Consider the following 25,218-nt stretch of genomic DNA (forward strand, 5'->3'; position numbering starts at 1 on the left):
AAGAAGTGTAGTTGAGATCAAACACAAGACATCACGTGTACCATTACAGAAATCTGACATTGAAGATGTGAAAATAGTTCAGTAAAAAAGATTGAAGAAACGAATATTATGTAATGCTGCTATTCTAAATAACGAATATCCAATTGAATTATTGAGACTTTTCTAAATAAATAAAAAGGAGTCGATAACTTAAAAATTTTGACAAAATGATATGTTTCGCAAGGAGCTTTATTAAAAAATAGAGATTTAAGAGATTGCTTCCTGTTGTTGAGTTGCATATGTAGGATTTGTCGCATTATTTGTCTTGTTGCACTGAAACACTATTTCAAAGTTGAACCATGAATAAGCACTCACTAGCTTATGTCTTTTTTAACAACCAATGAAAATAGCAGGGAACAAATGAAAATAAACCTTAAGAAAACTAGCCAAGCTGCAACATTGTTCGCGGCGATTGTATTTGGAGCACAAGCGCAAGTTCACCCAGAGGAAGCCTTTGCGGTAACGCCGTTCCAAATACAAAAACTGGACGTTTCAAGCCTACAGCTTATTGATGATCAGGCTTTTGTATTTAGTCCAGAATTGAATGAAATCGATTGGGATGATTTCTTTGCCCAAAATGCACCGCTACTAGCAGAGAAAAAAGAAGTCATTATGCATTGGGCAGGCTACGCCAGTATCAGCCCTAAATTAATTCTTAGTTTAATCGAAATGCAGTCTGGGCTTTTGAGCCAACCAGATGAAGAAAAGCTGGAAAATCCATTACCGGGTTTAACCAATAAAGTGGGTTTCGATGCTCAAGTAAAAGCCGTCACTTTGCGTTTGAGCCAGCGTTTTTATGCTTTTGAAGAAGCATTAAACCGAAAAAGAACGGCGTTGCCTCAATACAGCACACCCGCCACCTTGGCGCTTCAAAGTACATTAGGCGAAATACGCCTTTCCAAGCAGGAGCGATCTCGTCAAGGCGTTCAAGCACTGCGCTCTAAAGATCATATGAATCGTTTATTGGATGCGTACTCGCAGGTCTTTTATGGCGAGTCTTTAATTCGTTCTCAGCAACAAAAGAGTGACGACCCCGAGTTTTCTGCTCGACGCAATGCCTACAATACCTTCACTCTGAGATTCCCTTGGCCAAGTGGTTCAGTTTGGCGAAGTGGTGGTGCGCATTCCAACACAGGATCGGGTTATCCTTATTCTTCATTAGATTTCAATAATGGCAGCGGTGGATGGGGCAGCAACACACCTTGGGTTCAAGCATCTCATGGGGGAACGGTAACGCGCTATTCTCGCTGTAATATTAGGGTAACGCATTCTAGCGGTTACGCTACTAGCTATTACCATATGGATAACTTGCAATACAACACTGGCGATCGGATTTCCGCGGGCGATTGGTTAGGGCGTTACGCGAACAATAAATCCACGGCACTTTGTGATGGGGGGCAATCAACAGGGCCGCACTTGCATTGGTCCTTGTTGCGAAATGGCCGGTTTATTTCACTACAAGACGTTTATATCAGTGGATACCGCGTCGATGTAGGAAACAGCAATTACGATTCGAATTGCTGGAATTTCTATTTCGAGAAAAATGGATACAGAACATGCGCATGGCGTAACCTGTATCACTGATCAATTCTGAATTGAGAATAAGATGCGCCTATACCGTCGGCTTCGGTATAGGCATTTTTTCGAAATAAAAAGACCTCCAAAGCGATTAGATTTTAGCCAGTTGAGAAGCATGGTATCGGAAGTGTGAGGCAATATTTACAAGTCCTTACCCCTACTGTGTGAATGGTCTGTTAGTATCTCGTTTTGGAAAGTGTTATCCGACGTATGTGGGTTCATAGAGTTAGGTTATTTGGTTATAAATTAAGTAGGGATAAGAAGTGAAAAAGCGAGTTTTTAAGTTGCAAGCTTTTGGGACGAGTGTTTTTGGGCGGGTAGCAACATTAGCATTCAGTAGTGCTTTAGTGTTAAGTAGCGCTTTAGCGCTGCGCAATGCTCACGCGCAAGAAAACATTCGGATCTATGCCGCTTCTTCCATGACCAATGCCGTTGAAGAAATCGTAGAGAAATTTGAAAAAAGCCATAATTACAATGTCATCCCTGTTTTTGGCAGTTCATCTTCTTTGGCCAGACAGATCCATAGTGGCGCACCCGCTGACGTTTATATTTCAGCCAACAGCAAGTGGGCGGACTACCTAGAATCACAAGGCAACATCAAGAAAGAAAACATCGCCAATCTCGCCAGCAACACCCTCGTTTTAATCTCTTCTACCGACAAAAATATTCAATTTGATGTCACAAAAGCTAACGAGTGGGCACACTTATTAAAAAATGAAAGAATGGCCATTGCGCAGCCCGATGCTGTCCCAGCAGGTATTTATGCGAAAGAAGCCCTCACCAGCCTTGGCGTATGGGACAGCGTAAAGAAAAGAACGGCTCATATGAAAAACGTGAGAGCGACGTTAGCGTTTGTGGATGTGGGCGAGTCGCCTTTAGGCATTGTGTATAAAACGGATGCGATTGCGTCTGGAAAAGTGAATATCTCCCATGAGTTTGACGGTGCTTTGCATTCAAACATCACTTACCCATTAGTGAATGTGAGCGAAACCGATTCTGCCGCTGTGCTTACGGAGTACTTCAAAAGTGAGGCCGCTCAAGGGATATTAAAGAAGCATGGTTTCAAGTAAAAATGATCACGATATTTAAAGGCTCCGCGTGTATGTACGGCGGAGCCATCCATTAAAACGGATGCACTTCATTCTCTAGATCGAGTGAAATGAATGAGCTGCGAAACCCATTATCCCAATCATGCACCATGTATCCCCCCGTGGATTTGACGAACCCCACCTGCGCATTTTCTCTATAGTCGGTTAAAAACGTGCTTGCGATTGCGGGGCTGGAGATAACCGTCGCCCCTCCGATATCACAGACAATACTGTTGTGTAGATGACCACAGATAATACGAACGTCCTGACTTGCTTGTTCAATTACTCGTGCAAAGCTTTCTGAGTTGTTAAGCCGAATGTTGTCCATGAACGGAATACCAGACATAAAGGGCGGGTGGTGCAAGGCGACCAGAGCGGGTTTGTCTGGCTGACTTTTCAGCGCGTCATTCAAAAACGAGAGCGTATCTTGCGTTAATTCGCCCTCGCCCTTATTGGGGATCGTACTGTCTAGCCCTATTATCATGAAATCGTCCAACGGCTGAACCCAGTTGAGTTCATCCGATTGAGGCATGTACTGATGTTGGTGAAAACACTGCCTTAAGGGTTCGCGCTTATCGTGATTGCCCGGAATCAAAAAGTAGGGAAGCTGCAACTGGTCAATGATGGATTTGAATACTTCATAGCTGCTGAGATCGCCTTTGTCGGAGATGTCTCCTGTGACGATCACGGCGTCTATTTCGCCCAACATAGGCAAGTCGCTCTGAATCTTTTTTACGGCGTTCTCAAATATCTGATGGGTATTCAGCACATCGGACACCGTGCTCGGTCGAGCGGCAAGGTGTACATCCGTGATTTGGAGGATTCGTGACATAGGAGTGATTCCTTTATTTAATCCCAGCACGCAGGAATGCTTGAACAAACTGGCGTTGGAAGATCAAGAATGCGACAAGTAACGGCGCAATAGACATCATGGTCGCCGCTGAGATAACCGAAATATCCACCCCATTTTCAGGTGCACCGAATATCGATAACCCAACCGTTAGAGGTCGAGTATCATCGGAATTGGTGACGATAAGTGGCCACAAGAAATTGTTCCAATGCGTCGAAACCGATACGAGTGCGTATGCCAAGTAAGTGGGTTTGGCTAAAGGCACGTAAACCTTCATCAGAATGCCAAAAGTAGAGCACCCCTCGACACTTGCGGCTTCATGCAATTCTACTGGCACAGACTTGAACGACTGGCGCATCAAAAATATACCGAATGCACTGGCCATATAAGGCATACCGACGCCCAAGATCGTATCAAACAACCCGAGTTTCGATGTAATGGCGTAGTTTTCGACAATCAAGACTTCAGGAAGAATAAACAATTGAAGCAAAACCAAAATAAAAACAAAATCTTTGCCCGGAAAAGAGATTTGCGCAAATGCAAACCCCGCCAAGGTGGTAATGATAAATTGCCCAATCAATACTATGGTCACCAGACAAAAGGTATTGATGAAGTACTGTATCCAAGGTGCGCCTTCCCAAGCGAACCGGAAATTTTCCAGTGTCCAACTTGAAAACAGGTTGAAATTTACGGCATCGGACGTGGTATGAAATGCCGCAAAAAAAGCGAACAACAAAGGCGATATCCATACAATGGCCAGAAGAATCGCACCAAATGAGTCGAGATAATCCGCTATTTTGTCTGTAAAAAGGCGTTTAGGGACGAATGCTGGAGAATGCGTGCTCATTGATAGTGTGTCCTTCTATCGAGATACAGAAATTGCACCGCAGCCGCGATACCCAAAACAATCAACACCATAACGGTCAGTGCCGCCGCGTGAGGTGCATCGAAGAAGGCAAACGCCATTTCCCAGATGTAGTACAGAATCAACTTAGAGGCGTCAGACGGCCCCCCTTTGGTGAGAATAAACAGATGATCAATGAGCTTGACGGAGTTGATCATGGCATTCACCACAATGAACAGCGTCGTTGGCATGAGAAGAGGTAACACAATACGCCTGGTGTATGTCCAGCGGCTGGTGCCCTCTATGTCGGCAGCTTCTTTATAATCCGTCGGAATGGTTTGAAGCGCTGCTAGATAGAAAATCATGAAAAATCCGGCTTCTTTCCAAATCGTCACAATAACGACCGCCCAAAGTGCGGTGTCTGGGCGACCTAACCAGTTTACTGAATCAAAACCAAACCACGCTCCAATTTGGTCCAAAATCCCCAAGTGTGGTGTGTAAAAGAATAGCCATAAGTTCGCTGCAGCAATCATTGGCAAAACGGTTGGCGTGAAATAAGCCGTCCGAATAAAGCCCGTTGCCGACATTTTTGAATTTGCCCATAGCGCCATTATCAAAGCGATGATGATGGACGCAGGAATGGTCACACCTGCGTAAAAGAGGTTGTTCTTTACCACAATCCAAAACGTTGGGTCGTTAAACAGATCGACATAGTTTTCTAAGCCAGAAAACTCAGACGGCTTTCGACGGGTTCCTTTGGAAAACAAGCTGGACCAAAATGTCGCTATAGAAGGATAAAAAGCAAACAGCGATAGCAAAATGGCGGCAGGCGTCAGCAAAAACCACCCATAAAGGTGCTGCCTACGTTTTTCCATTGCGGTGTATTGATTCATAGAGTGATCTGCATAGTTCATTACGAATGTGCTCGTTTAGGCCGTACTTCTTGTATGCCTAGCGGAGCGACACTCAGTTATAGTGATGCGGAGTAAGCACCAGCCAACACATTGCTGGTGCTTATACCCAAACGCGCATCTTGAGGTTGTTTGAGTATTCAACCATTTACGAGAGTTTCTGTAGCGATCGCGATTACTAGCGATATTGTTTCAGGAGTCTGTTGGCAGATTTTTGTGCCTGCTCCAATGCCGCTTCTGGTGTTTTGGTTCCCGTAAGCGCAGATTGAATTGCATTGTTTAACCCTTCACGAACACGAGCCGTTTCATACGTCGAGAACTCGGCAACCGCATGTTCTAATTGATTACGTGCAACCAAAGCTGGTGGGAAAGAAACCGCGTATTTTTTCAATGATTCCGTTTCATACGCACTTTTTGATACGCCCATATAGCCTGTCGAGATAGACCAATGCGCGGCTTGTTCTGGGGCTGTCATGAATTTGATCAGTTTTAGAGAAGCCGCTTTTTCTTCATCCGTTGTGTCTTTAAAGATGTAGAAATTACCGCCCCCAGTAGGAGAGCCTAAACGTTCATTCCCCGGCAGCATGGCCACACCAAAATCAAAGGATGCTGATTTCTTCACCGCAGACAAGTTGCCCGTCGAGTGCCACATCATGGCTGTTTTTCCTTCAAGGAATGCCTGACGTAACGTGCCCCATTCCACTGTGCCCTCAGGCATGATTTTGTGTTCTTCAGACAGCGATTTCCAAAACTTGAGCGTTTCTACAACAGATGGATCATCGAAGTAGGTTTCTAACCCGTCGTCGGACATCAACTTTTTACCGTTCTGAATCGCGAGGGCTTGGAACATCCAGTATGGATAACCCGTTGATGGAATCATCAGCCCAAAGGTGTCATCGTTGGTGAGAGCCTTCCCCATTTTGACCAGCTCTTCCCATGATGTTGGTGGCTTTTCAGGATCCAACCCAGCTTTGCGGAACATGTCTTTGTTGTAGTACGCCACAATGGTGGAACGCTGAAATGGGATACCCCATGTTTGTCCTTCAGCTTGGCCGTTTTCCATCAGCGCTGGATAAAAGTCTCTTAACCATGCTTGATCTTCTTTGTCGTTCATAATGTCGTCAAACGGCGTGATCAAGTCTTGATCAAGTAAGTCATACACATCGATTGAAAACATTACAGCTAATTGAGCAGGTTCGCCCGAGTTTAAGGCAGAAAGTGCTCGCACTCGCGTGTCATCGTAGTTACCGGAGTAGATCGCATTCACTTTAATATCCGGATTTTCAGCTTCGAAATCCGTTACCATCTTATCCACTACTTTGGTTAACGGCCCCCCGACCGCTATCGGGTAGTACATGTTTAACTCAGTTTCGGCTAAAACTGACTGACTCGTACCAGCGACCATGCCAGTTAAAACCCATCCCAGGACTGTAGAGAACTTCATAGTTTCACCATTGGTTTATTAGCTGTTTACAGCAAGCGTTAACACAGCTTCAGCATACTTAGCTGAGGCCGATATTTACTGAGCCGATGCCTTGTCGGACATTCGGTCCCCATTACTATCAAATAGGTGGAGCGCACTATCTTCGAATGAGATATTCACGGTGCTTCCTTCTTTTAGCGAGGAATGCCCGTCCAACTTAACCACCAACCCTTTGGCTTCTGGGTGGTTTAAACTAATGTGGGTTTCAACGCCAAGATATTCGCACTCCGAGACAGAACAAGTTAAGTGGTTATGATTACTGCTCACAGAACCTTGCTCGCTGTCGGAAATGCGTATGTTTTCCGTCCGTATCCCCACTGTGTGGGCATGTTCAAAGCCCTTTAATGCGGATGCAGAAATCAAAGCCATTGGCGGAGCACCAACAAACTCTGCTGCAAACGTATTTTGGGGTTCGTTATACAATTCTTGAGGGGTACCCGATTGCATGATTCGCCCGTCTTTCATCAGTATGATGATGTCGGCCATGCTCATGGCTTCGGTTTGGTCGTGCGTAACGTAAACCACGGTCATTCCCAGCTTTCGTTGCAGCTTTTTAATGTCTCTACGAACCGAGTTTCTGAGCTTTGCATCCAAATTAGACAGCGGCTCGTCCATTAAACAGAGTGGCTGACCTGCCACTATCGCTCTGGCTAGCGCGACTCGCTGGCGTTGTCCGCCAGACAATTCCCCTGGCTTTCTTTGCTCGTACCCAATCAGCCCCGTGATGTCTAACGCGTTATTCAGCTTTTCTTCGCGCTCCTGTTTGGGCACTTTGCGCACTTTCATCCCAAACATGACGTTTTCTGCCACAGAAAGATGAGGAAACAGGGCATAAGATTGGAAAACCATCGACAAATTTCGAGAAGCAGGGGCGAGTTCCGTCACGTCCCGTGAATCGATAACGATGTGACCGATATCGGGTGTTTCTAACCCCGCAAGCAAACGCAATGTGGTGGACTTACCGCAGCCCGATGGACCGAGAAGGGCGACAAAAGATCCTTCCGGAATTTTGAACGAGATACCTTCAACGCCAAGTTGACCGTTCCATCGCTTGCCAATGTTGTCGAATTCAACAAAAGGTTGTTCGCTCATGACATGCCTCCCACTAGCTTAAGACGGTCGCCCACACGCTCACTGATTGCAGACACATCTTCATTTGGATGTTGATTCATTATGATTTGGTCGACATCAAAAATACTGCCACCGACAGCAGGAGCGATCCGGCTGAGTTTGGTACTGTCCATCACCAAAATAGACGTTTTACAATGCGTTCGAATGGCTTCCCTTACACGCACTTCGGATGCGTGGAAATCCAACATTCCCCCATCTTCCGATACGCCAGCGACCCCAAAAATGCCAAACTCCGCTCGATAGGAATTGAAGAACGTAAGGACGTCGTCACCCAAAATGTCTCGGTCGGGGAGGCGTAATTCCCCACCCGGAAGAATCACGCGATTGGTTAACTCGCTGCTCAGTGCCATTGCCGCATTTAAGTTATTGGTCATTACCGTTAAGCCAGTTTTATCGTGCAGTGCTTCGGCGACCATAGCTGGCGTAGAACCGATGGAAATAAAAAGCGTAGAACCATTTGGGATCATGTCTGCCGCTGCCATAGCAATTGCTCTCTTTTCGCTATGGTTTGTTATGGCTCTTTGATCGTAAGGCGTGTTAAGAGGTTGCTCAAAACGCTCCACGCCACCATGTCGCCTACGGAGGCGATTGTCGTTACACAGGTGGTTGATGTCTCGTCGAATGGTTTGAGCAGATACACCCAACACCTCTACCAAAGTTTCAACAGAAACGTTCCCTTCCTGCTGAGTCATTTCAATGATGAGTTCGCGCCGGATATCGGTTTTCTTCGTGATTTTTGGGTCGTGATTCATATTTGTTCATATCTCCACTTTCGTTTGAATATAATGATAGATTTAACATTTATCCAACAAATAATGAGTATTTGAGCATTTTATTGTTCATTTATTGATCAAACGCTCAATAATGGGTAAGTTAAAGGAAATGACATCAGGTGTTCACAACAACGTCACGAATAATAGGATCATTTGGTTAAGAGGGAATAGCAGTTTAATGTGTTTAACTGGCTGTTATTTAAGAGTAATTTAGGCTTTGTTTTTTGAGTGGACAACAGACTCAGTCCGCATTTAATCATTTACAAAAGGGAAAGGAATGCTCGAATTTAGAAATACATACCTTTTGATGCGTCACGGAGAAAGTGAAGCCAATGTTGCAGGTATTGTGGTCAGTGACCCAGCCATCGGTTGCGTTCAGTATGGTTTAACGCAAATTGGTAAGCAGCAAGCCATCACTTCTGCCAACGTCTATTCGGGCGCACCTATTACGCTGGTGGTGTATTCCGACTTTAAACGCACGGTTGAAACTGCTGAAACGGTAAAAAGTACACTCGGTATTGCGAGTTCGAAAGTCGATATTCGGTTACGGGAACGCTTTTTTGGTGCGTGGGAAGGTAAAAGCTCAGACACCTACGAAAAGGTATGGGCAAAAGATGGAGAGTCTTCAACACAGACCGACAACGATGTTGAAAGCGCTCAAAGCGTCTGCGACCGAGCATGGAGCCTTCTACTGGAATTGGAAGAATCTCATCAAGGCGCGGTTATATTGCTGGTGTCGCACGGAGATACGCTCCAAATTTTAAGTACGGTATTCAACAACCTGGCACCAGGTCAGCACCGAACTTTGCCTCACCATGAAACCGGACAAATCAAGCTAATTGCCTCTGTAGGCGATAGTCTTCCTGTTCGTTCCTTCGCATAGGGTAACAGAGGAAAGGAGTGACAAAATGACATGAGCTCTAATGCGATAACAGTAAGAAAAGAGCGAGCATGTTAAATCAAACTCGCTTGTTTTCTTTAGCTTCGGCTTCAAAGCGACCCATCTCGGTCGTATGAAAGAAAGTTAGTTGCCCCTTCTTCTCAGCCACCCCAAGGTTAATGCGAAAGACAGCCATCCCATTCCGAAAGACGCGCCGAACAAACCGCCACCGCTATCATTGCTGTCACCTTTTTGATCGTCCACTGGTGGATCTTGTGGGCTGGAGCTACTGCCCGTGGTGGAAGTAAATGAGTAAATTTCATCGTTAATATTCCAAGCGTTATTGTTACGGTGGCTTCCTACACCAGTTTTAACGACCAACGTTGTGGTTGTGTTTGTGTTTACCTCACTCGATGACTGGTGGGTTAAGCGAATGTTGTTGCCATCGCTTAAGGTAAACTGCACATTGCCCATATTCGCACTGTTGTCGAATTCATAAGAGCCATTAAACACAGTAGCTTTCATGGTGGCCGTAGAAGGGGAAATGGTCACGGTATTCGTATTGGATTTTACAGTACTTGATGCCTCTACCGATGATGCATTGTTAAAGCTCAAAGCCGTAAGAGTATTCGCTGGCGCAGACAATGCTTGGCCTACGTAAGTGATGAGCCCTCCTTCAATTGAGTTATTGGATGGCGTGGTATTTGTAATGGGGAGCCCTGTGGTGGCAGCAATGGTCACCTTACCGCTTTTTAAGATCCCCATCGCGTTCAGTGCCGCAGTATTACTGTTGCCCGTTGAAGCATCGATTAATGTGCCTTTGTGGGTCTGAATCACTGAGCCCGTATTTTCATTTACAGTAGCAACCATTTGTTGGCTGTCATCATTGCCCGCAAGGACAAGCCCCACTCCGGAAAGGTGTGCCATGTCGTTAAAACATTCCCCGCCTCCAGAGGTGGATGAAATGATATTAAAGCTTTGCGCACCACCAGAAAATGAAGAAACCATACTGGCGGAACTGTCTAATCGCTGAACTCGAGAATTACCGCTGTCGTCACACCCTGCGCTGATAACATCGCCATTACTCATGACAATACTTGTGTTAAGAGTCTGAGCTGAGGTAGGAGCGAGTGTTGGCGCGGAAGCGGTCAGATTTTCGTGGGAGAACCAAAACTCTTGTGACCGGTCGTAGACGGTGAAAATGAAGTTGTATTTCCATCTGAGTCATATTTCCCTACAAGTAAGGAATAACGTGCCGCACTGGTACCAACCCCTACCATACGACCCGTGAGGTAGATGTTATCCTGGTCATCGAGAGAAATAGTGTTCAACTCTATGGAGTGTTCATTGATTTGACCGTAATGAACAGCAAATATCCTACCCCCAGCAAACGACGTGTCTCTGGAGCCATTCATGTTGAGCCTAACCATATTTGAATGATGCTTATTCACAAAAGAAGTCGTATCAAACAGTTCGTGATAAAGGATGATGATTTTCCCATCAGTGCTTATCGCGATGTCTTTTGGGATAACACTGGCATTCGGCACAGAGTTAAAAGGGTTTATCGTGTATCGACCATTTGTTGCAAAGTCGGTGTCTAGGCTACCATCTTGATTGAGGCGAATAATGGTCCCTTTCGAAGGCGATGTGCCATTTTTTGTTTGTACTGCAACAAGGATTTTTCCATCAGCCTGCGTGGCAGCTGCAAACACTTTATCGTCATCTGAAAGCGAGAGCACCAATTTTCCATCATCATCGAAACTGGTATCCAATGTGCCATCTAGGTTGTATTTAACCACTAAGGACGCAAATTCATTCGCGGATTTGGAGGTGTGACCAACTGCGACAATTTTTCCATCCGGTGTATTTTCGACATCATTAAAATACGTACTGGAACCCGTACCAGAAAAGTCAGAATAGTTAGCGACAACCCGCCCATTTCCTCCTCCAAACGTAGAATCAATCGTTAAAGGGCTTGGTGCTACCGCAGCGAGTGCTTGAGAGCAAAGCATCCCAGAGCCAAGAATGGCAAAACCATTTTGAACAACAGCTTTGTAAATACGCTTACGTGGGAAAGACATAAAATACCTCGTTTCCTTGTTATCAAGCTGCGATAGAGCAACTTGTCCATTTGCATTTCAAAGCACAATCTTTTCAAAATTCTCGGCGGTGAAATATAGGTAGGATTGGTACATTTATAAGTGTTCAGATGCTTATTTAGGCAATATTTTAATAGAAGAACAGCCTAAAAGGATGGGCAGAGATAAAGTTGAACGTAATACCATTGGCTCTGTGTTTATTTCTCTAGCCCTTTGTTAAAGCGATCGCTCTCGTTATTGATACTTTTAATTGTTATGTTATATTGTTTCAAAGTTGTTAGGTGAATTTATACCCAAGCTGTTTTAGGGCTTTAGAGCTTCAGAGCTTCAGAGCTTCAGAGCTTTAGGGCATGGAAAGCGTTAGAACACCAACGGATGATGGTCAGGTTGAAGAAATGAAAAAGAGAAAAAGCCCTTGTATTGATATGTGCGATTTCTCGGGCGTCAAGGGCTGGTGTTTGGGATGCGGCAGAACGCGAGAAGAATGCCAAAAGTGGAAATCAATGAAGCCTTATGCCGCCAACCTTCTTCAGAAGGAGCTGCAAAAAAGGATGTCGAAATTGAATGCCGAATCAAATAAATAAGCTCTCCATTAAACTAAACAAAAGCGCTGTTTTGTTCACAAGTTTTCATTTCTATTCATAGTTGCTCATGTCTGGATAAATCTCTCGACTTCTATTGAACCAATCGATATTTTCACAGTCGACCTATTCTTATAATCAATAAAAGATACTTAGAAAATGACATTTATGTTTACACAAACTAGTAAGCCTTTCGCTTTGCTGCTACTCGCAACATGTTCGTTTTTTGCGCATTCCTCGCAACAAAATGATGCTTTGTGGTATACCCCTACCGACATTCCTACGGACGAAACAGTTCAATTATCTCAGCTTGATAATGGCATGCGAGTCATCATGATCGACAACGATTTGCCAAAACAAAGTATGTCGATACAGATGTACATTGATGCAGGCTCTCAACAAGATCCTCAACCCTATTCAGGGCTAGCGCATTTTTTAGAACACATGGCGTTTAACGGATCTACTCATGTAGAAGAAGGGGCAATGATCCCCATGTTGGAAAAGCACGGCCTTGCGTTTGGTGCCGACACCAATGCTTCGACAGATTTGGGGTACACCACATACGAGCTGGATTTACCTAAAGCCACGCCAGAAGCCATCGAAACGGCACTGTTCTTACTTCGCGAAACGGCGTCTGAGTTAACACTATCACCAAGCGCTATTGAACGTGAACGAGGCGTTATCCAAGCGGAGCGTCGAGTTAGAGGGACTCGAGAACAGCAGCGCTACATAGATCGTATTCAGTATCTATTGGGTGATTCAAATGTTTATGAGCGACTGCCCATCGGCACTGAATCTTCCATAAACAAGATAAATCGGGATGCGCTGAAGTCATTCTACGAACGCTACTACCGCCCTGAACACACCACATTGGTTGTATCTGGTGCAATCCACCAACATCAAATGATGAAAAAAGTCCAAGAGCACTTTGCAAGCTGGCAACCAAAATCGTCAGGGCAAGCGATTGTGGATCCAACCATTACCTATTCCTTACCTAAAAAAACGGAAGCGTACGCCAATATTGACCCAAAAAATCGCTATATCGTTATTGGGCTCAACTTCATCTCCCCAAGAGACAATGCGCCATATGGGAAAAAACAGCATCTTGCATACCTGAATGAAATCATCGCTTTGAGAGCCTTCAATCACCGCCTTAAAAAGACGGTGGAGCGAAACGATGCAGATGGCAAACTTCGATACCCTGGTGCGTCATTGGAAGGACAATCAGGTGTCGTCCGCATTCGCAACCTTTCAGTGATCACCGATGAAGGGGGGTGGAAACACGGGCTTCAAACCTTGAATCATACCCTAAAGCAAGCCACAACATTTGGGTTCAGTGAACGAGAGATTCAACGTCAGATCGAGTCGTATGAGGGTTCGCTTGAGAATCAAGAGGAGCAGCGTTTCAGCACCCATAACACCACTCTGTCTAACCGCGTGGTGAACGCTTTGGACTCTGGTGAACCTTTGGTGTCTGAACGGACGGTACGCCAATTGTTTGTAGAGATGAAATCGCAACTCACGGTCGAGTCCGTTAACCGCGCATTCCAAACCCATTGGTCAGACAGCGCAGCACGTTTATATTTAGACGATCGAAGTGCTCCTTCTAACATCAATAAGCAAATGCTAGACGCATACCAAGCGATGCAAAAAGAAAAGGTGGAACCTTACAAAGAGCAAGAAAGCCAAGCTTTCGCCTATACCGACTTTGGTCCCGCTGGTAAGGTTACCGAACTCAAACCCACTCAGTTTGGTGATATAAAGCGCTATCAATTTGAGAATGGTGTGATGCTGAATGTGAAGCCTACGGATTTAGAAATAAACACCGTGTACCTCACCATTAATTTTGGGCAGGGGTTGTTAGGGTTTAACGAACATGACGCGCCTTTGGGGAGTGTATTTGCACCCGCAATTATACTGAGTGGAGTAAACAAGCACACCATGGATGAACTCCAAGAGATGTTTGGCGGTAGCTCCCTTTCTGCTTCGCTTAAAGCTCAATACAATAGTTTTGTTAGCGAAGTTGCACTGGACTCATTAGATGTATTCGATCAACTGCGTTTTAGCACGGCATTACTGACCGATAATGGGTATCGCAAAGAAGGCTGGGAGTCAGCAGTGCGCCAGTGGGCTGATTTTCTTGCCAGTTACGAAAGCGAACCAAACAGCGTACTGGGTAGACAATCTTCTGCCATTCTCCATGGTGGCGATAACCGATGGAGTGTTCACTCGCTTGAGCAAGTTCGTCGTTTAAGCATCAAAGACGCTAAATCTGTGCTCGACAAAGCCATTAAGAAGGGACCAGTCGAGATTTCTTTGGTCGGTGATATTAGTTTGGAACAGGCCGTTCACTATGTAGCGAATACCTTTGGTGCGCTAGACATAAACGCGCAAGCGCCTGCCAAGCCATTCACTCTATCTCTGCCTACATTCAAAACGGAGCCAGTGACACTTTTCCATACTGGCGATGCAGAAAATGCCATTGTCTCGGCATATTGGAAGGTCTCTGATGGTTCAGATCCTTTGCGAAACATTCGACACAGTGTTCTTCATAGTATCCTTCAAAGCAAGGTGACCGAAACCATACGTGAGAAAATGGGAGTGGCTTACAGCCCAAGTGTTTACCTAGAACAATCGAATTGGTTAAAAGACTTTGGCTATATCAATATCGAAAGCCGCACCGCATTGAAAGATGTTGAGAAAGTAGAAGCCGTATACCAACAAATTTGGCAAGCGCTCCAAAAAGCACCCATTAGCCAAGAAGAGCTAGAACGAGCAAAAGCACCGATTCTTGAGACGTTGGCACAAAAGCCACAATACAACGGATACTGGTCCAATGTAGCGTCGGTTGCTCAATCTCGACCTGCGTTAGTGGAAAATGAAGTGCTTTACATAGACGCCTTAAAATCGATCACAGTAGAAGACATTCAACGCCTCGCTCAATCAATCTCAGAAGATGAGTATCTATCGATTCGCGTGGTACCCAAACCGTAATACGACAAGGAGGCAATTGCCTCCTTTTGTTTATGTGGTGTGATGGAACGTTGTGACGACGAGAACGAATAATTATTCCAGCACAATAAAATCCACTTGTTGCATATGTGTTTGTATTTTATAGAATACGGTTTCTGCTTTAGAACCAAGTAGTTCCAGTTGCTGGTTGATAGGATAAACAATGCTGTATCCCAACGGGCAAAACGATCAAAGAAGAATTAAGTAAAGAGACCCATTATTCATGATGTCATTTATGCCATTTATTTATCTACTTGTTGGCTTCTGCGTCGGAAAAACGCGTCTGAACCTTAAAGCGATAGCATCCCAAATTCTGACTAAATTGGTTATCCCACTGGTCATCATTTGGAATATCTCACTCCACTTAGAACAAATGGTGTGGGTGATAGTACTGACTTTTGTTATCACCTTAATATTATTTTTTGGTAAACAACGTTTCGGAAAAGATGCGGTGCGGAGTCTATGTTTTTGTTATTTAAACATAGGTTGGTTGGGGTTACCCATTGCCCATACGCTGTTTGGGGAAGAGGCAGCTAGATTTGTATTGGCGGTCTACATTGGTAGTTCAATTTTTGGCAATTCTATTGGAGCTAACTTCCTTTCTAAAACTCAGCGCTCTTTTATAACGATATTTAGGTCGCCTCCTGTCGTTGCACTTGTTGTTGGCTGTTTGCTCATCCCCTTTAATCATTGGGTTGAAAGCTACGCTGGTTCAATTTATCAGGTAAGCAAATTTCTCATGAGTTTTCTGGGGATGATGGTACTGGGTATTTGGTTATCGGAGACTACTTTAAAACGTTGCGACGCTTTGACTTACACCAAAACTTATCTTTTTCGTATTCTCATATTGGGAGTCGCGTTATTGATGGTAATGGTTACCTACTCACAATTTGACACACACATAATGAGCGAGCAGATGTTATGGCTTTTCTTGATATGCCTCCTTCCGCCTGCTGCAAATATCATTGTTTTAGAAACATCTTATTTAGGCACGGGAACCAGTGCTGCTAGAATTTCAATAGAGACAGTTGCCAGCTTATTTGCTATTGCGGTTTATGGTGTAGTTCTCCATTATCTACCTAATTAACTTAAGTTTTTGATATAAAATCATTTTTCATCAAAAAAGGAGGCATCAGCCTCCTTTCCTAATCCAATAAAACTTTTTCTCAATTGCTGATCCAGCGAGCTCAATTTGCTCTATTTAATGAGTTACGAAAATACCTTCTGACGCATAAAGTCTACGAGTAACATTATTAGGTGAGTATGAAAGCTGATTGAACGATGATGGATATAGATGGTTAAAGGTGCCAATAGACAATCTAAATGCTGTTCAATCAATAGACCGCGATTCAGTTCCTCCGTACAGAAGCCCTTAGGTAAAGCAACGAAACCTAATCTACAGATTGCCTCATTCGTTTTTTCCCCGAATTGAGTTGGCACTTACTTCATCTCTTTAAGCATTCAGATGCATTTGACTTATTTTTCCTAATAGCTGTAGCCTAGTTAAACAAGGACGACCAGTCAGGTTTTAAAGGTACTTCTACATGGACAGCCCTATCAATCCATACGAGCCATTTCAGCCGCAATTAGATAGTAAGATTGCAGCGAGTCAAAATATCACGATAAAAGAGCGTCCCCCTTGTGATGAACTAAAGGGTATTGTTCACTCATATATACAAGTTACGACTACAGGTCCACTACAGTACAAAGTAGTGCCAGACGGAATGGAAGCTTTTTATATTTCACCGTGCGGTGTAATGATTTTAGGAGTGTGCAGAGAGTCATTCGAAGTAAATATTACGCAATCAGGTCAATATTTTGGAGTGCGTTTCTACCCTGGCATGCTAAAACGCTTCACAATAGACCGCTTTCCAGATATCACATCTAAACCAATAACTCATGAGCCCATTTGGCGTGAGACAGGAGACTTACATACACAGATTTATCAGAAGTCAGGTTTTGATGAACGAGCACAAATTTGTGATAGTTGGCTAATTCAAAGGCTTTCACCAAACCAAAACTCAAAACTTATCGAGGCTGTGAACGTAATCTTTGAGAATAAGGGATGTATTTTAGTTTCAACTCTTGCCGAGAAAGTAAATCTAAGCGCGCGACAGCTCAATCGTGTTTTCCGCAAGCACACAGGCTTAAGTACCAAAGCAATGATTCAAACTATTCGGTTGCAGTGCGCATGCCGTAATACGTGGCTTTCAGAATCCCCTCTCTCTGAAGTTGCACTCGAACTTGGCTATTACGACCAATCTCATTTTACAAATGACTACAGACGCTTTATGTCGAACTGATCCGCCCCAGCAGTTTTGGACACCAAGTTAAGTGAGTACAATCACTAACGAGGTGAACAATGACAACTAACAAAAAAACTAGAATTAAACATTCCCCTGAATTTAAGGCAGAAGCTTTGAAGCTATCAGAGAAAGTGGGAGTTGCTGCGGCAGCGAGGCAGCTCGGGTTGCATGAATCCCAGATCTACGGTTGGCGTAAGGCAATTAAAAAAGACACCAGTACCAGTCAGCGTGAAAGAGATCTCGCTGCCGAAGTCGCCAAGCTCAAAAGGCAATTGGCTGAGCAAGCTGAAGAGCTAGATATCGTAAAAAAGGCCGCCACCTACTTCGCGAAAAATCTAAAGTAGATTGCTATGAATTTATGCTAGAACACCTTCTGTGTTTCAATGTGGTCCGCATGGCTAAGGTGTTCGAAGTTTCACGAAGTGGGTTCTATTACTGGATTAAGCATCGCCACAAGGCCATCCAGCGTGAGGCAATACGCCAAAAGCTTGATGAAAAAGTCAAAAAAGCTTTTGACAATAGTAAGGGGCGTGATGGCTCAAGGCGCATCCAGAAAGAGCTAGCTGAGAATGGGGATAGCCGTAATGTTAAAACCATTGCCGCCAGTATGAAGCGTCAGGATTTAACGCCGAAAGCGGCACGCAAGTTTAAATGTACGACGGATAGCAAGCATAAGATGCCCGTAGCGCCGAACTTGCTAGCTCAAGACTTTAACGCAACGGCTCCGAATCAAAAATGGGCGGGAGATATCACGTATCTTGCCACGAGCGAAGGCTGGTTGTATCTGGCTGTCATCATCGACCTTTACTCACGACAAGTGATCGGTTGGTCAATGGATACGAGGATGACGGCAACTCTGGTCTGCGATGCATTATCAATGGCTCTGTTCCGTCGAGGGTTCCCTGAGCATGTTACTGTCCATAGTGATCGAGGTAGCCAGTATTGCTCAAAAGACTATAGGGACATAATAAGTGCTTATAACCTAAAACAAAGTATGAGTAGAAAAGGAAACTGTTGGGATAATGCGTGTGTTGAGAGCTTCTTCCATTCTATGAAAGTCGAGGCGATCCAATACGAACCGATCATGACAAGAAATGAGATGCGCCAAACGGTCTTCGAGTACATTGAGGTTGATTATAATCGGATGAGAAGGCACAGTGCTCTTGGGTATCTAAGCCCAGTTAACTTTGAACAGCAAAATGTCGCTTAATGAAGTGTCCAGTCTTGCTGGAGCAGATCAAACACCCCGAATGGGCTGCACTCTCAAATGATGTCCGATTTTTCCAATACACAGTTAGGAATAATGAGTAAAAAAGCAGTTTAATCATAAGGATTTAAAAATGCAGTTTACTCAAGAACAGATTATTAAGATGTCTGGTGGGAACTTTTTCGGTAAGGGAAATGCAACCCTTCCAAGTGATGAGATGCTGATGATCGATCGGATTACAAAAATAACGAAGGAGAATGGAAGGTACAACAAAGGCATGTTGGAGGCAGAATTTTTGATAGATCCAACGCACTGGTTCTTTAAATGCCACTTTAAAGGAGATCCAGTTATGCCAGGTTGCCTTGGTTTAGATGCGCTTTGGCAATTACTGGGGGTGTTTCTAGGTTGGTCAGGTCTACAAGGTAAAGGACGAGCGCTTGGAGTCGGTGAAGTAAAGTTTTCAGGTCAGATTTTTCCAGATGCGGGTAGTGTCCAGTATAAACTTGATATTAAACGCGTGTTCAAGAAGCCGATGCCTCTCGGAATAGCTGACGGTTTTGTGCTGCACAATGGTGAGGTAATTTATGAAGCTAAAGATCTCAGGGTGGGGTTAGTTTCCAACCCATAATTGAAGGCATAGTAATGATTTATCCAAATACCTTCGTGGTCTGAGTTTTTACCTGTGGCACTTTTAAATTCGAAAGTGCCCCTTTTATGAGCTAAAAATCGGCAGACTTCAAACTCAAATCCTCTTGTTTGGCTTACTCATCCATTACCAATATCACACGGTAAGTTTATCAAGTGTTACTATCACTGCTCTGCATTTGAAATAGCCACAGTGCCCAATGCTGTTTAAGACAATGTTGACCAAAAACGTTTTTAAAGATGTTAAATAGGAAGTTTGCTTTATGCGTAAATCAGATAAGAAGATCGAAAATCAAATTAGAGAGGTGTTAACCGAAGTTTGTGAAGATACGTTAAAAGGCTACGACGGTTTTCTTTGGGTGACTCATACGGTCAAATACTCTTCTTTTCCACAGAGCTTAAAAATCGTCTGCGTATTCGACACTATTCAAGATAGAGCGAACTTTTTAATGGGAGAAGGGCAGCTTCATGTTTCAACAGCTATCCAAAAGACGTTTAACAAGGTTGGGGTTCAGCTAAAGAACGTAGATAAGCTAATCAGTTACGATATACAGAAAAAGCGCGAGTCCGGTTATCAGAAAAAGTGATGAAGTTTGGAGTGAGAATCTAAGGCTTTATATAACGAATATTAATATAGAGCCTAGCGGTATATCCGAGCTGTCGTTCTCTCTGAACGATAGGGACACAAAGGGTGGCTTTCGATATAATCAGTATTTATTGAAAACGTATTTATTAATAATTATTGGTTTCTAACCATGCTCAATCCTATTTGGCTTAACACTTTTAAAACACTGGTCGATGTCGGACATTTCACCAAAACGGCCGAGTTGCTCCACATGACGCAACCTGGGGTAAGCCAGCACATCAATAAACTAGAAACTGCATGCGGTTATCCCCTAATAAAGAGATTTAACAAGAAGTTTGAGTTAACCATCTATGGGCGTAAAGTTTACGATTATGCCGTCAAACACTTTGAAGAAGAGTTTGATTTATTACAAAATCTAGCACACGACGAACCTTTCCGAGGCCGCTGTACCATTGGCTGTTCGGGCACTTTCGCTTGGTTGATCTATTCAGATTTACTTTCTTTGCAAGCGAGTTATCCAGACTTATCCATTGAGTTAGAAGCCACACCAAACCAACGTATCTTTGAGCAGATACTACAAGGAAAATTGGATATAGGTCTAGTAACAAAAGAACCCAATCCCAAATACTTTTCGAGCCGTATAATTGGTGCAGAGTGTCTTGCCCTTGTGCTACCGCTTTCCGCAGACGAAAGCTTACCTATCAATGAATTATTAATGGAGTTAGGCGTAGTTCGTCACCCAGATCTGGCTCACTATTTCCAAACTTATGTTAATCAAGCCAATAACGATTTGCTTCGTTTGGTCGATTTGGATGAGGTTTCTACACAAAGCTACATTAACCAAGTGCATCAAATATTAGTTCCTATAGCGAAGGGCATTGGTTTTACAGTGGTTCCTCGGTGGTGTGTCGACTTATTCGCTGCCAAAGAACAGCTAAAAATATTCAATATTACCGCAGAGAGGCAAGAGCCTGTGTACTTGGTGAGCAAGCTTAATTCACCACTTGCTAAGCGTTATGAACAAGTCATTAAAGTTATCGAGAACTCTTTTGATATGGGTGAAGTGAGTTAAGAACCACTATTCAAAAGATAGTTGCGTTATGCCCTTATATGTCATGGTTCTGGCTAGATCTTACCTAGGAATGAACACAAAAAGGTTGGCATAACAGCCAACCTTTTGCTTTAGGTGTTTACTTATTCATAGTCTGAAGCGTAAGTGTCTTCGTAAGAGTGTGAGTAGAACTCGAACAGGTTGCCAAACGGGTCTTCCAGATAAACCATTTGTGCTTGCTTTAACTCGTCTTCTGGGTGGTAACGCATGATGTCCATACGAACTTTACCGCCATACTCTTCAACACGCTTGATTGCAGTATCAAACTGCTCTTTAGGTAGCTGCAAGCAGAAATGGAAGATACCTAGGCGAGAGAAGTCTACTTCATGACGTTCTTGACGATCTTTCATCTCAAACAATTCAACACCGATACCATCCGTTGTTACTAGGTGGGCGATGTTAAAGCCTTTAAAACCTTCACCGAATACCGCAATACACATACGGCCAATCGCAGATTCTCGTTCTTCAATCACTTTAGTGTTGCTCATTACAATACGAAGACCTAGCGCTTTAGTATAAAACTCAACCGCTTTGTCCATATCACCAACCATGATACCAACGTGATTCATTTTCATAATTTGCTCCCAGTACCGTTAATTTTGCAGCTCTATTTCGATAGAAGGGAGTATATGGGGGCGAATGAATTGGTGAAAATTATCATTTTTTATTTAGATGATAATATTTGGTTATGGATATTGTTAGAGGGTAAGAAAGCTAGATAGGTCTTCACATCGAAGTATTTTGTGCATGTGTAGTGGCGTAGTGGATTTGGCAAACTGACTAGGGTTTGTAATAGCCAAGGTAATTTGAGAAAGACTAATTTATAAAAAAGATAACTCATAAGTGTCTAACATTGAGCTAGCTGTATTGGCTAGCTCAGTTCTGCCCCAAAGCTTTTTAGAGCCACCAAGCTCGTTCTTTGAACGTTTCAGTTAAGACCAAATTAATCTAATCCAAGTACTGCGGTGTAACACGGAAATTTTACGTAGTTTCTCTTGTGATGTGTGGTCGATTCAAACTAAAGCTTGATACTAGTTGAGTTTCATAATGAATAGCTGCAACATAGACGAAATAGAAATGCGGAAAAATTCTGTCTATAAAGCGTTATATTTTCGGAGGATTATCATGAGTAAGTGGCTATTGGACAGGTTATTTGAAGCTGGTGATCAGGCAGAGCCACGCTTTGCATTTCAGGGCACTGTAAACTGGATGAGGACTCTTGCCGAAGTTGTTAACGATGGTGTTTGTGCTGACGATAAATTAAGTGACTTATATGCTCGGGTTCAACGGAGACCTGTTAATCGTGAAGCTGACACGCTTGTGTTTGAAAATACAATGATGGCTTTACATAATCTGTCTTCCCTCAAGAGCATGAATGAAGATGCCGGAGACAAATATGATATATGTCGTTCAGCCATTATATCTTGGTATTACAGTATCTATTTTTCCGCTAGTGCGATGGTTGCAGCATCTTCTGGTTCTATTCAAGAAACGCACACAGCTACAGCGAAAGTATGGCAATCAGACATCGCGGAAAAAGAACTGATCCCTTACCCATTCAACCTTCTTCTAACTAGCTTAGTTTCCAAAACTGCTGATGCTGAAATAACGGCGTATAGAGGGAGCAATCGTTACGATTTAAATGATAGGGCTTATGATAATGAAACGGCTCATGGCGCATTGGTTTCGTATCTAAAGGGAACTCATGGTTATAAAAAATGGGAAACAGAAGAAAGAGTAAGAACTTCTCGTGATTTCAAAGCACTGGGTGTTGACAACTTTCGTACGAAAGCTGCTCGTGAAGTTCGCGATCGTGCACTAGAAAAGGGGCAAGTAAACTTTCTTATTCAGGCATTTCGTTACCGTGGAAAAGCTAACTATCGCGACTCTATATTTTTATCATACGGTGATAACAATGAAGCTACGATCGAAGAATTCATTCAAGATTTGTACGATGTATCTATTGGTTTCATTAGGTCTACATCACATTATTGCAGCCGAAGAGTCGAGAGGGGGGCATGGGCTGAGTTTGTTGAGGATATATCCGATAACTCTAGGTTATCTATTGACCCCATCGTTCTTGAAATATAACGGGGTATTAATTGGCTTTAAATCCGTGAGGAGTAATAGGATTGAGTAGATACGATAAAGTAGATTTGGCTTATAAGTTTCTTTCCTCAAAAGAAAATGAGGGCGAGTCGTTTACAATTGATGAATTGGCTAAAGCTACTGGTTGGAAAAAGCAGACCTGTGGTACATACCCATCAAAGCGCTGGCATCAATATGTCCAAAAGGATGGTTCTCATTACCTCACTACTGGGATTAAATTCCTTAGTAAAGATGAGTTTAGGGCAGTCCATAGTCAAAAGTTACAACGAGTAGCAGACCAGTCTGCGAAAGGTATGTTACTACATAAAGCTAGAGAGTTTGCATTACTAGCAGTATCAACATACAACAATCCATACACTGAGTTTAAAACCTATGGTTATATCGTAAATATTGTTATTGCTTATACAGCACTGTTTCACGCAATTTTTGAAAAGAAAGGCATTGATTACTTCCACCTAAGAGATGGGAAGCCCGTCATTATCGACGGCGAAGAAAAAGCGTGGGAACTAATGGAGTGCTGTAATCAGTATTGGAATGGCGTTGAACGTCCAGAGAAGTATAACCTTCAATTTTTGATTGGACTAAGAAACAAAATCGAACATCGCAGCCTTCCTGCCATAGACCTTGCGGTTGCAGGTGAGTGCCAAGCTGCTCTCATTAATTTTGAAAACTTGTTAGCAGAAGAGTTTGGTGACTCCCATGCACTATGTACAAACCTAGCTATTGCTATGCAACTAAGTCGCATATCTGAACAAGCCCAAATTGATGCGATGAAACAGCTCCAAAAAGAAAACTACAAAGTTGTTCGCCATTATATGGAAACTTATCGCGCTGACTTAGAAGACAACATAGTTGAGAGTCAACAATATCGTATTCGCGCTATGTTAGTTCCTAAGCTTGGCAACCATGCTAAATCATCTGATATCGCTGTTGAGTTTATTAATGTAAACAAACTCACCGAAGAAGAACTGCAAAACTACGAACAGGGTGTAGCGTTTATTAAAGGTATTGAAAATCCATACAAATTAAAACCATCAAAAGTAATGGCTCTTGTCCGTGAGAAACTTCCGTTTTTCAACATGCCACTTCATACGAAGTGTTGGAAGTATTTCGAAGCTCGTCCTCGCGATAATGCACCAGCTTTTAAAGGTGAGTATGCATCATTTATTGAGGGTTTTGATGGATATTTATACACAAAGCAATGGGTAACATTCTTGACGACTGAGCTGAAAAAGCCAGAGGTGTTGGCAAAAGTGAAAAAAGCCAATTAACAGTTGTTTTAAGTGGGATTCGTAAACGCGTGCCGAACTCGCTTCGCTCAAACATAGCACGCGTTCACTTAGCCCTTAAGCAGGCGTTAGCAGAAATAGTAGTAGGTTGATAAATTGAAGTTTGAGTTTTTGAATACGGAAATAGTAGCACTAGTTAACTTTGTTGCTGCATTGTTTACTATTGCAGCAGCGGTTATTGCGTTAATCACATTATTGAGCTGGAAAAAGCAGCAACTCTTGGGACCAAAATTAAATGCGGTTTTAGAAGCGGAAGATTGCTATTACTTGGTTGTGCAAGGATATATGCAAAATTTTTCTTTTTTCTTTCATAGCAGTAAGTTGGCATTCGAAACACGAAATGCACCTAAAGAGACAAGAGCAGAAGCCAACGATGTAATTTCACGAGAGTCTGAAAAACTAAATTTTGAAAAGCAGGCCCTACATGACTCAAACTTTCAACTCGCAGTACTACGGATGCAACGACTTGGATTAATTGCAGAAATAGATAAAAGTATGGACACAAAGCACCTAACAGAAATATTTGAGGGTTACCTAGAACGAATTCAAAAACATGACTACTCCGATGAAGATAGCAACAACGACTTTCTTAGTTCATTTGCACATGAAATCTGTTGGATTCAGGATAGTGGTAAACAGGCTTTTAAAACGATTAGGGACTCTTTGTAAATTTCAGCCATACAAGCGTTTAAGGTT

At 43.3% G+C, this 25,218-nt stretch carries 23 protein-coding genes; 14 read left to right on the forward strand and 9 right to left on the reverse strand.

The window, feature by feature from the left end:
• Positions 1–399 precede the first annotated feature (399 nt).
• Together LDO37_RS19775 and modA are read left to right on the forward strand one after the other, a co-directional pair.
• A complete protein-coding gene (locus tag LDO37_RS19775) occupies positions 400–1,623 on the forward strand; it encodes a M23 family metallopeptidase (protein ID WP_224055768.1) in 1,224 nt (407 codons plus the stop codon).
• A gap of 257 nt (positions 1,624–1,880) precedes the next feature.
• Positions 1,881–2,687 carry a molybdate ABC transporter substrate-binding protein gene (gene modA, locus LDO37_RS19780; protein ID WP_224055769.1) on the forward strand — a complete coding sequence of 269 codons (807 nt, stop codon included), beginning with the start codon at positions 1,881–1,883 and terminating at the stop codon, positions 2,685–2,687.
• A gap of 52 nt (positions 2,688–2,739) precedes the next feature.
• Here modA and LDO37_RS19785 read toward each other — a convergent pair whose 3' ends face one another.
• The 6 genes from LDO37_RS19785 to LDO37_RS19810 all read right to left on the reverse strand — a co-directional run bounded on the left by LDO37_RS19785 (position 2,740) and on the right by LDO37_RS19810 (position 8,676).
• Complete coding sequence (locus LDO37_RS19785) at positions 2,740–3,537, reverse strand: phosphodiesterase (protein ID WP_126608648.1); 798 nt, start codon at positions 3,535–3,537, stop codon at positions 2,740–2,742.
• Positions 3,538–3,550: 13 nt separating this feature from the next.
• Positions 3,551–4,402 carry a carbohydrate ABC transporter permease gene (locus LDO37_RS19790; RefSeq protein ID WP_126608647.1) on the reverse strand — a complete coding sequence of 284 codons (852 nt, stop codon included), beginning with the start codon at positions 4,400–4,402 and terminating at the stop codon, positions 3,551–3,553.
• Entirely contained in the window at positions 4,399–5,313 is a 915-nt protein-coding gene (locus LDO37_RS19795; protein ID WP_224055770.1) for a carbohydrate ABC transporter permease, read from the reverse strand. Before LDO37_RS19795 ends, LDO37_RS19790 begins: the two co-directional genes overlap by 4 nt.
• A 175-nt stretch (positions 5,314–5,488) precedes the next feature.
• On the reverse strand, positions 5,489–6,754 hold the full coding sequence (locus LDO37_RS19800; protein WP_126608646.1) for an ABC transporter substrate-binding protein: 1,266 nt from the start codon (positions 6,752–6,754) through the stop codon (positions 5,489–5,491).
• Positions 6,755–6,829: 75 nt separating this feature from the next.
• Positions 6,830–7,885: an ABC transporter ATP-binding protein gene (locus LDO37_RS19805; protein ID WP_126608645.1), complete on the reverse strand. Its 1,056-nt coding sequence runs from the start codon at positions 7,883–7,885 to the stop codon at positions 6,830–6,832.
• Entirely contained in the window at positions 7,882–8,676 is a 795-nt protein-coding gene (locus tag LDO37_RS19810) for a DeoR/GlpR family DNA-binding transcription regulator (protein WP_126608644.1), read from the reverse strand. Before LDO37_RS19810 ends, LDO37_RS19805 begins: the two co-directional genes overlap by 4 nt.
• A gap of 298 nt (positions 8,677–8,974) precedes the next feature.
• On the opposite strand from LDO37_RS19810, the gene LDO37_RS19815 reads away from it, so the two are divergent.
• Positions 8,975–9,580: a histidine phosphatase family protein gene (locus tag LDO37_RS19815; RefSeq protein WP_126608643.1), complete on the forward strand. Its 606-nt coding sequence runs from the start codon at positions 8,975–8,977 to the stop codon at positions 9,578–9,580.
• A 141-nt stretch (positions 9,581–9,721) separates the two neighbouring features.
• Here LDO37_RS19815 and LDO37_RS19820 read toward each other — a convergent pair whose 3' ends face one another.
• Positions 9,722–10,666 (reverse strand): hypothetical protein, encoded by a 945-nt coding sequence (locus tag LDO37_RS19820; RefSeq protein ID WP_126608642.1) that lies wholly within the window; start codon positions 10,664–10,666, stop codon positions 9,722–9,724.
• Positions 10,667–10,725: 59 nt separating this feature from the next.
• Entirely contained in the window at positions 10,726–11,658 is a 933-nt protein-coding gene (locus LDO37_RS19825; RefSeq protein ID WP_126608641.1) for a delta-60 repeat domain-containing protein, read from the reverse strand.
• A 413-nt stretch (positions 11,659–12,071) separates the two neighbouring features.
• On the opposite strand from LDO37_RS19825, the gene LDO37_RS19830 reads away from it, so the two are divergent.
• The 8 genes from LDO37_RS19830 (at position 12,072) to LDO37_RS19865 (ending at position 21,085) form a co-directional block, all read left to right on the forward strand.
• Entirely contained in the window at positions 12,072–12,260 is a 189-nt protein-coding gene (locus LDO37_RS19830; protein WP_126608649.1) for a DUF1289 domain-containing protein, read from the forward strand.
• Positions 12,261–12,425: 165 nt separating this feature from the next.
• Positions 12,426–15,251: a M16 family metallopeptidase gene (locus LDO37_RS19835; protein WP_185829865.1), complete on the forward strand. Its 2,826-nt coding sequence runs from the start codon at positions 12,426–12,428 to the stop codon at positions 15,249–15,251.
• A gap of 241 nt (positions 15,252–15,492) precedes the next feature.
• Positions 15,493–16,356, forward strand: coding sequence for an AEC family transporter (locus tag LDO37_RS19840; RefSeq protein WP_224055771.1), 864 nt, complete (start codon positions 15,493–15,495; stop codon positions 16,354–16,356).
• 457 nt (positions 16,357–16,813) lie between these two features.
• Entirely contained in the window at positions 16,814–17,572 is a 759-nt protein-coding gene (locus LDO37_RS19845) for a helix-turn-helix domain-containing protein (RefSeq protein WP_126606890.1), read from the forward strand.
• 59 nt (positions 17,573–17,631) lie between these two features.
• Positions 17,632–18,785, forward strand: a protein-coding gene (locus tag LDO37_RS19850) for an IS3 family transposase (protein WP_224055256.1) whose coding sequence is annotated in 2 segments (ribosomal slippage) — positions 17,632–17,878 and positions 17,878–18,785 — 1,155 coding nt in all. Because the reading frame shifts where the segments join, the coding sequence is not laid out codon by codon here.
• 130 nt (positions 18,786–18,915) lie between these two features.
• Entirely contained in the window at positions 18,916–19,410 is a 495-nt protein-coding gene (gene fabA, locus LDO37_RS19855; RefSeq protein ID WP_126606879.1) for a bifunctional 3-hydroxydecanoyl-ACP dehydratase/trans-2-decenoyl-ACP isomerase, read from the forward strand.
• A gap of 280 nt (positions 19,411–19,690) precedes the next feature.
• On the forward strand, positions 19,691–20,014 hold the full coding sequence (locus tag LDO37_RS19860) for a Fis family transcriptional regulator (RefSeq protein ID WP_126606880.1): 324 nt from the start codon (positions 19,691–19,693) through the stop codon (positions 20,012–20,014).
• A 168-nt stretch (positions 20,015–20,182) separates the two neighbouring features.
• On the forward strand, positions 20,183–21,085 hold the full coding sequence (locus LDO37_RS19865) for a LysR family transcriptional regulator (protein WP_126606881.1): 903 nt from the start codon (positions 20,183–20,185) through the stop codon (positions 21,083–21,085).
• Positions 21,086–21,207: 122 nt separating this feature from the next.
• On the opposite strand, the gene LDO37_RS19870 is transcribed toward LDO37_RS19865, so the two are convergent.
• Positions 21,208–21,699, reverse strand: a complete 492-nt coding sequence (locus tag LDO37_RS19870) for a VOC family protein (protein ID WP_126606882.1) — start codon at positions 21,697–21,699, stop codon at positions 21,208–21,210.
• 550 nt (positions 21,700–22,249) lie between these two features.
• On the opposite strand from LDO37_RS19870, the gene LDO37_RS19875 reads away from it, so the two are divergent.
• The 3 genes from LDO37_RS19875 (at position 22,250) to LDO37_RS19885 (ending at position 25,191) form a co-directional block, all read left to right on the forward strand.
• Positions 22,250–23,215: a hypothetical protein gene (locus tag LDO37_RS19875; protein WP_126609791.1), complete on the forward strand. Its 966-nt coding sequence runs from the start codon at positions 22,250–22,252 to the stop codon at positions 23,213–23,215.
• 41 nt (positions 23,216–23,256) lie between these two features.
• A complete protein-coding gene (locus tag LDO37_RS19880; RefSeq protein WP_126609792.1) occupies positions 23,257–24,504 on the forward strand; it encodes a DUF3644 domain-containing protein in 1,248 nt (415 codons plus the stop codon).
• Positions 24,505–24,618: 114 nt separating this feature from the next.
• Complete coding sequence (locus tag LDO37_RS19885) at positions 24,619–25,191, forward strand: hypothetical protein (protein ID WP_126609793.1); 573 nt, start codon at positions 24,619–24,621, stop codon at positions 25,189–25,191.
• The last annotated feature ends 27 nt before the right edge of the window (positions 25,192–25,218 follow it).

This window comes from Vibrio penaeicida, assembly GCF_019977755.1.
GTDB classification, from domain to species: Bacteria; Pseudomonadota; Gammaproteobacteria; order Enterobacterales; family Vibrionaceae; genus Vibrio; species Vibrio penaeicida.

Excerpts from the sequence above, each read along its gene's own strand:
- LDO37_RS19845 (WP_126606890.1), top strand. The coding sequence starts at position 16,814 with ATGGACAGCCCTATCAATCCATACGAGCCATTTCAGCCGCAATTAGAT.
- LDO37_RS19795 (WP_224055770.1), bottom strand. The coding sequence starts at position 5,313 with ATGAACTATGCAGATCACTCTATGAATCAATACACCGCAATGGAAAAA.
- LDO37_RS19860 (WP_126606880.1), top strand. The coding sequence starts at position 19,691 with ATGCGTAAATCAGATAAGAAGATCGAAAATCAAATTAGAGAGGTGTTA.
- LDO37_RS19875 (WP_126609791.1), top strand. The coding sequence starts at position 22,250 with ATGAGTAAGTGGCTATTGGACAGGTTATTTGAAGCTGGTGATCAGGCA.
- LDO37_RS19840 (WP_224055771.1), top strand. The coding sequence starts at position 15,493 with ATGATGTCATTTATGCCATTTATTTATCTACTTGTTGGCTTCTGCGTC.
- LDO37_RS19835 (WP_185829865.1), top strand. The coding sequence starts at position 12,426 with ATGTTTACACAAACTAGTAAGCCTTTCGCTTTGCTGCTACTCGCAACA.
- LDO37_RS19865 (WP_126606881.1), top strand. The coding sequence starts at position 20,183 with ATGCTCAATCCTATTTGGCTTAACACTTTTAAAACACTGGTCGATGTC.
- LDO37_RS19870 (WP_126606882.1), bottom strand. The coding sequence starts at position 21,699 with ATGAAAATGAATCACGTTGGTATCATGGTTGGTGATATGGACAAAGCG.
- LDO37_RS19830 (WP_126608649.1), top strand. The coding sequence starts at position 12,072 with ATGAAAAAGAGAAAAAGCCCTTGTATTGATATGTGCGATTTCTCGGGC.
- LDO37_RS19820 (WP_126608642.1), bottom strand. The coding sequence starts at position 10,666 with ATGAGTAATGGCGATGTTATCAGCGCAGGGTGTGACGACAGCGGTAAT.
- LDO37_RS19800 (WP_126608646.1), bottom strand. The coding sequence starts at position 6,754 with ATGAAGTTCTCTACAGTCCTGGGATGGGTTTTAACTGGCATGGTCGCT.
- LDO37_RS19775 (WP_224055768.1), top strand. The coding sequence starts at position 400 with ATGAAAATAAACCTTAAGAAAACTAGCCAAGCTGCAACATTGTTCGCG.
- LDO37_RS19825 (WP_126608641.1), bottom strand. The coding sequence starts at position 11,658 with ATGTCTTTCCCACGTAAGCGTATTTACAAAGCTGTTGTTCAAAATGGT.
- fabA (WP_126606879.1), top strand. The coding sequence starts at position 18,916 with ATGCAGTTTACTCAAGAACAGATTATTAAGATGTCTGGTGGGAACTTT.
- LDO37_RS19805 (WP_126608645.1), bottom strand. The coding sequence starts at position 7,885 with ATGAGCGAACAACCTTTTGTTGAATTCGACAACATTGGCAAGCGATGG.
- LDO37_RS19785 (WP_126608648.1), bottom strand. The coding sequence starts at position 3,537 with ATGTCACGAATCCTCCAAATCACGGATGTACACCTTGCCGCTCGACCG.
- LDO37_RS19815 (WP_126608643.1), top strand. The coding sequence starts at position 8,975 with ATGCTCGAATTTAGAAATACATACCTTTTGATGCGTCACGGAGAAAGT.
- LDO37_RS19810 (WP_126608644.1), bottom strand. The coding sequence starts at position 8,676 with ATGAATCACGACCCAAAAATCACGAAGAAAACCGATATCCGGCGCGAA.
- LDO37_RS19790 (WP_126608647.1), bottom strand. The coding sequence starts at position 4,402 with ATGAGCACGCATTCTCCAGCATTCGTCCCTAAACGCCTTTTTACAGAC.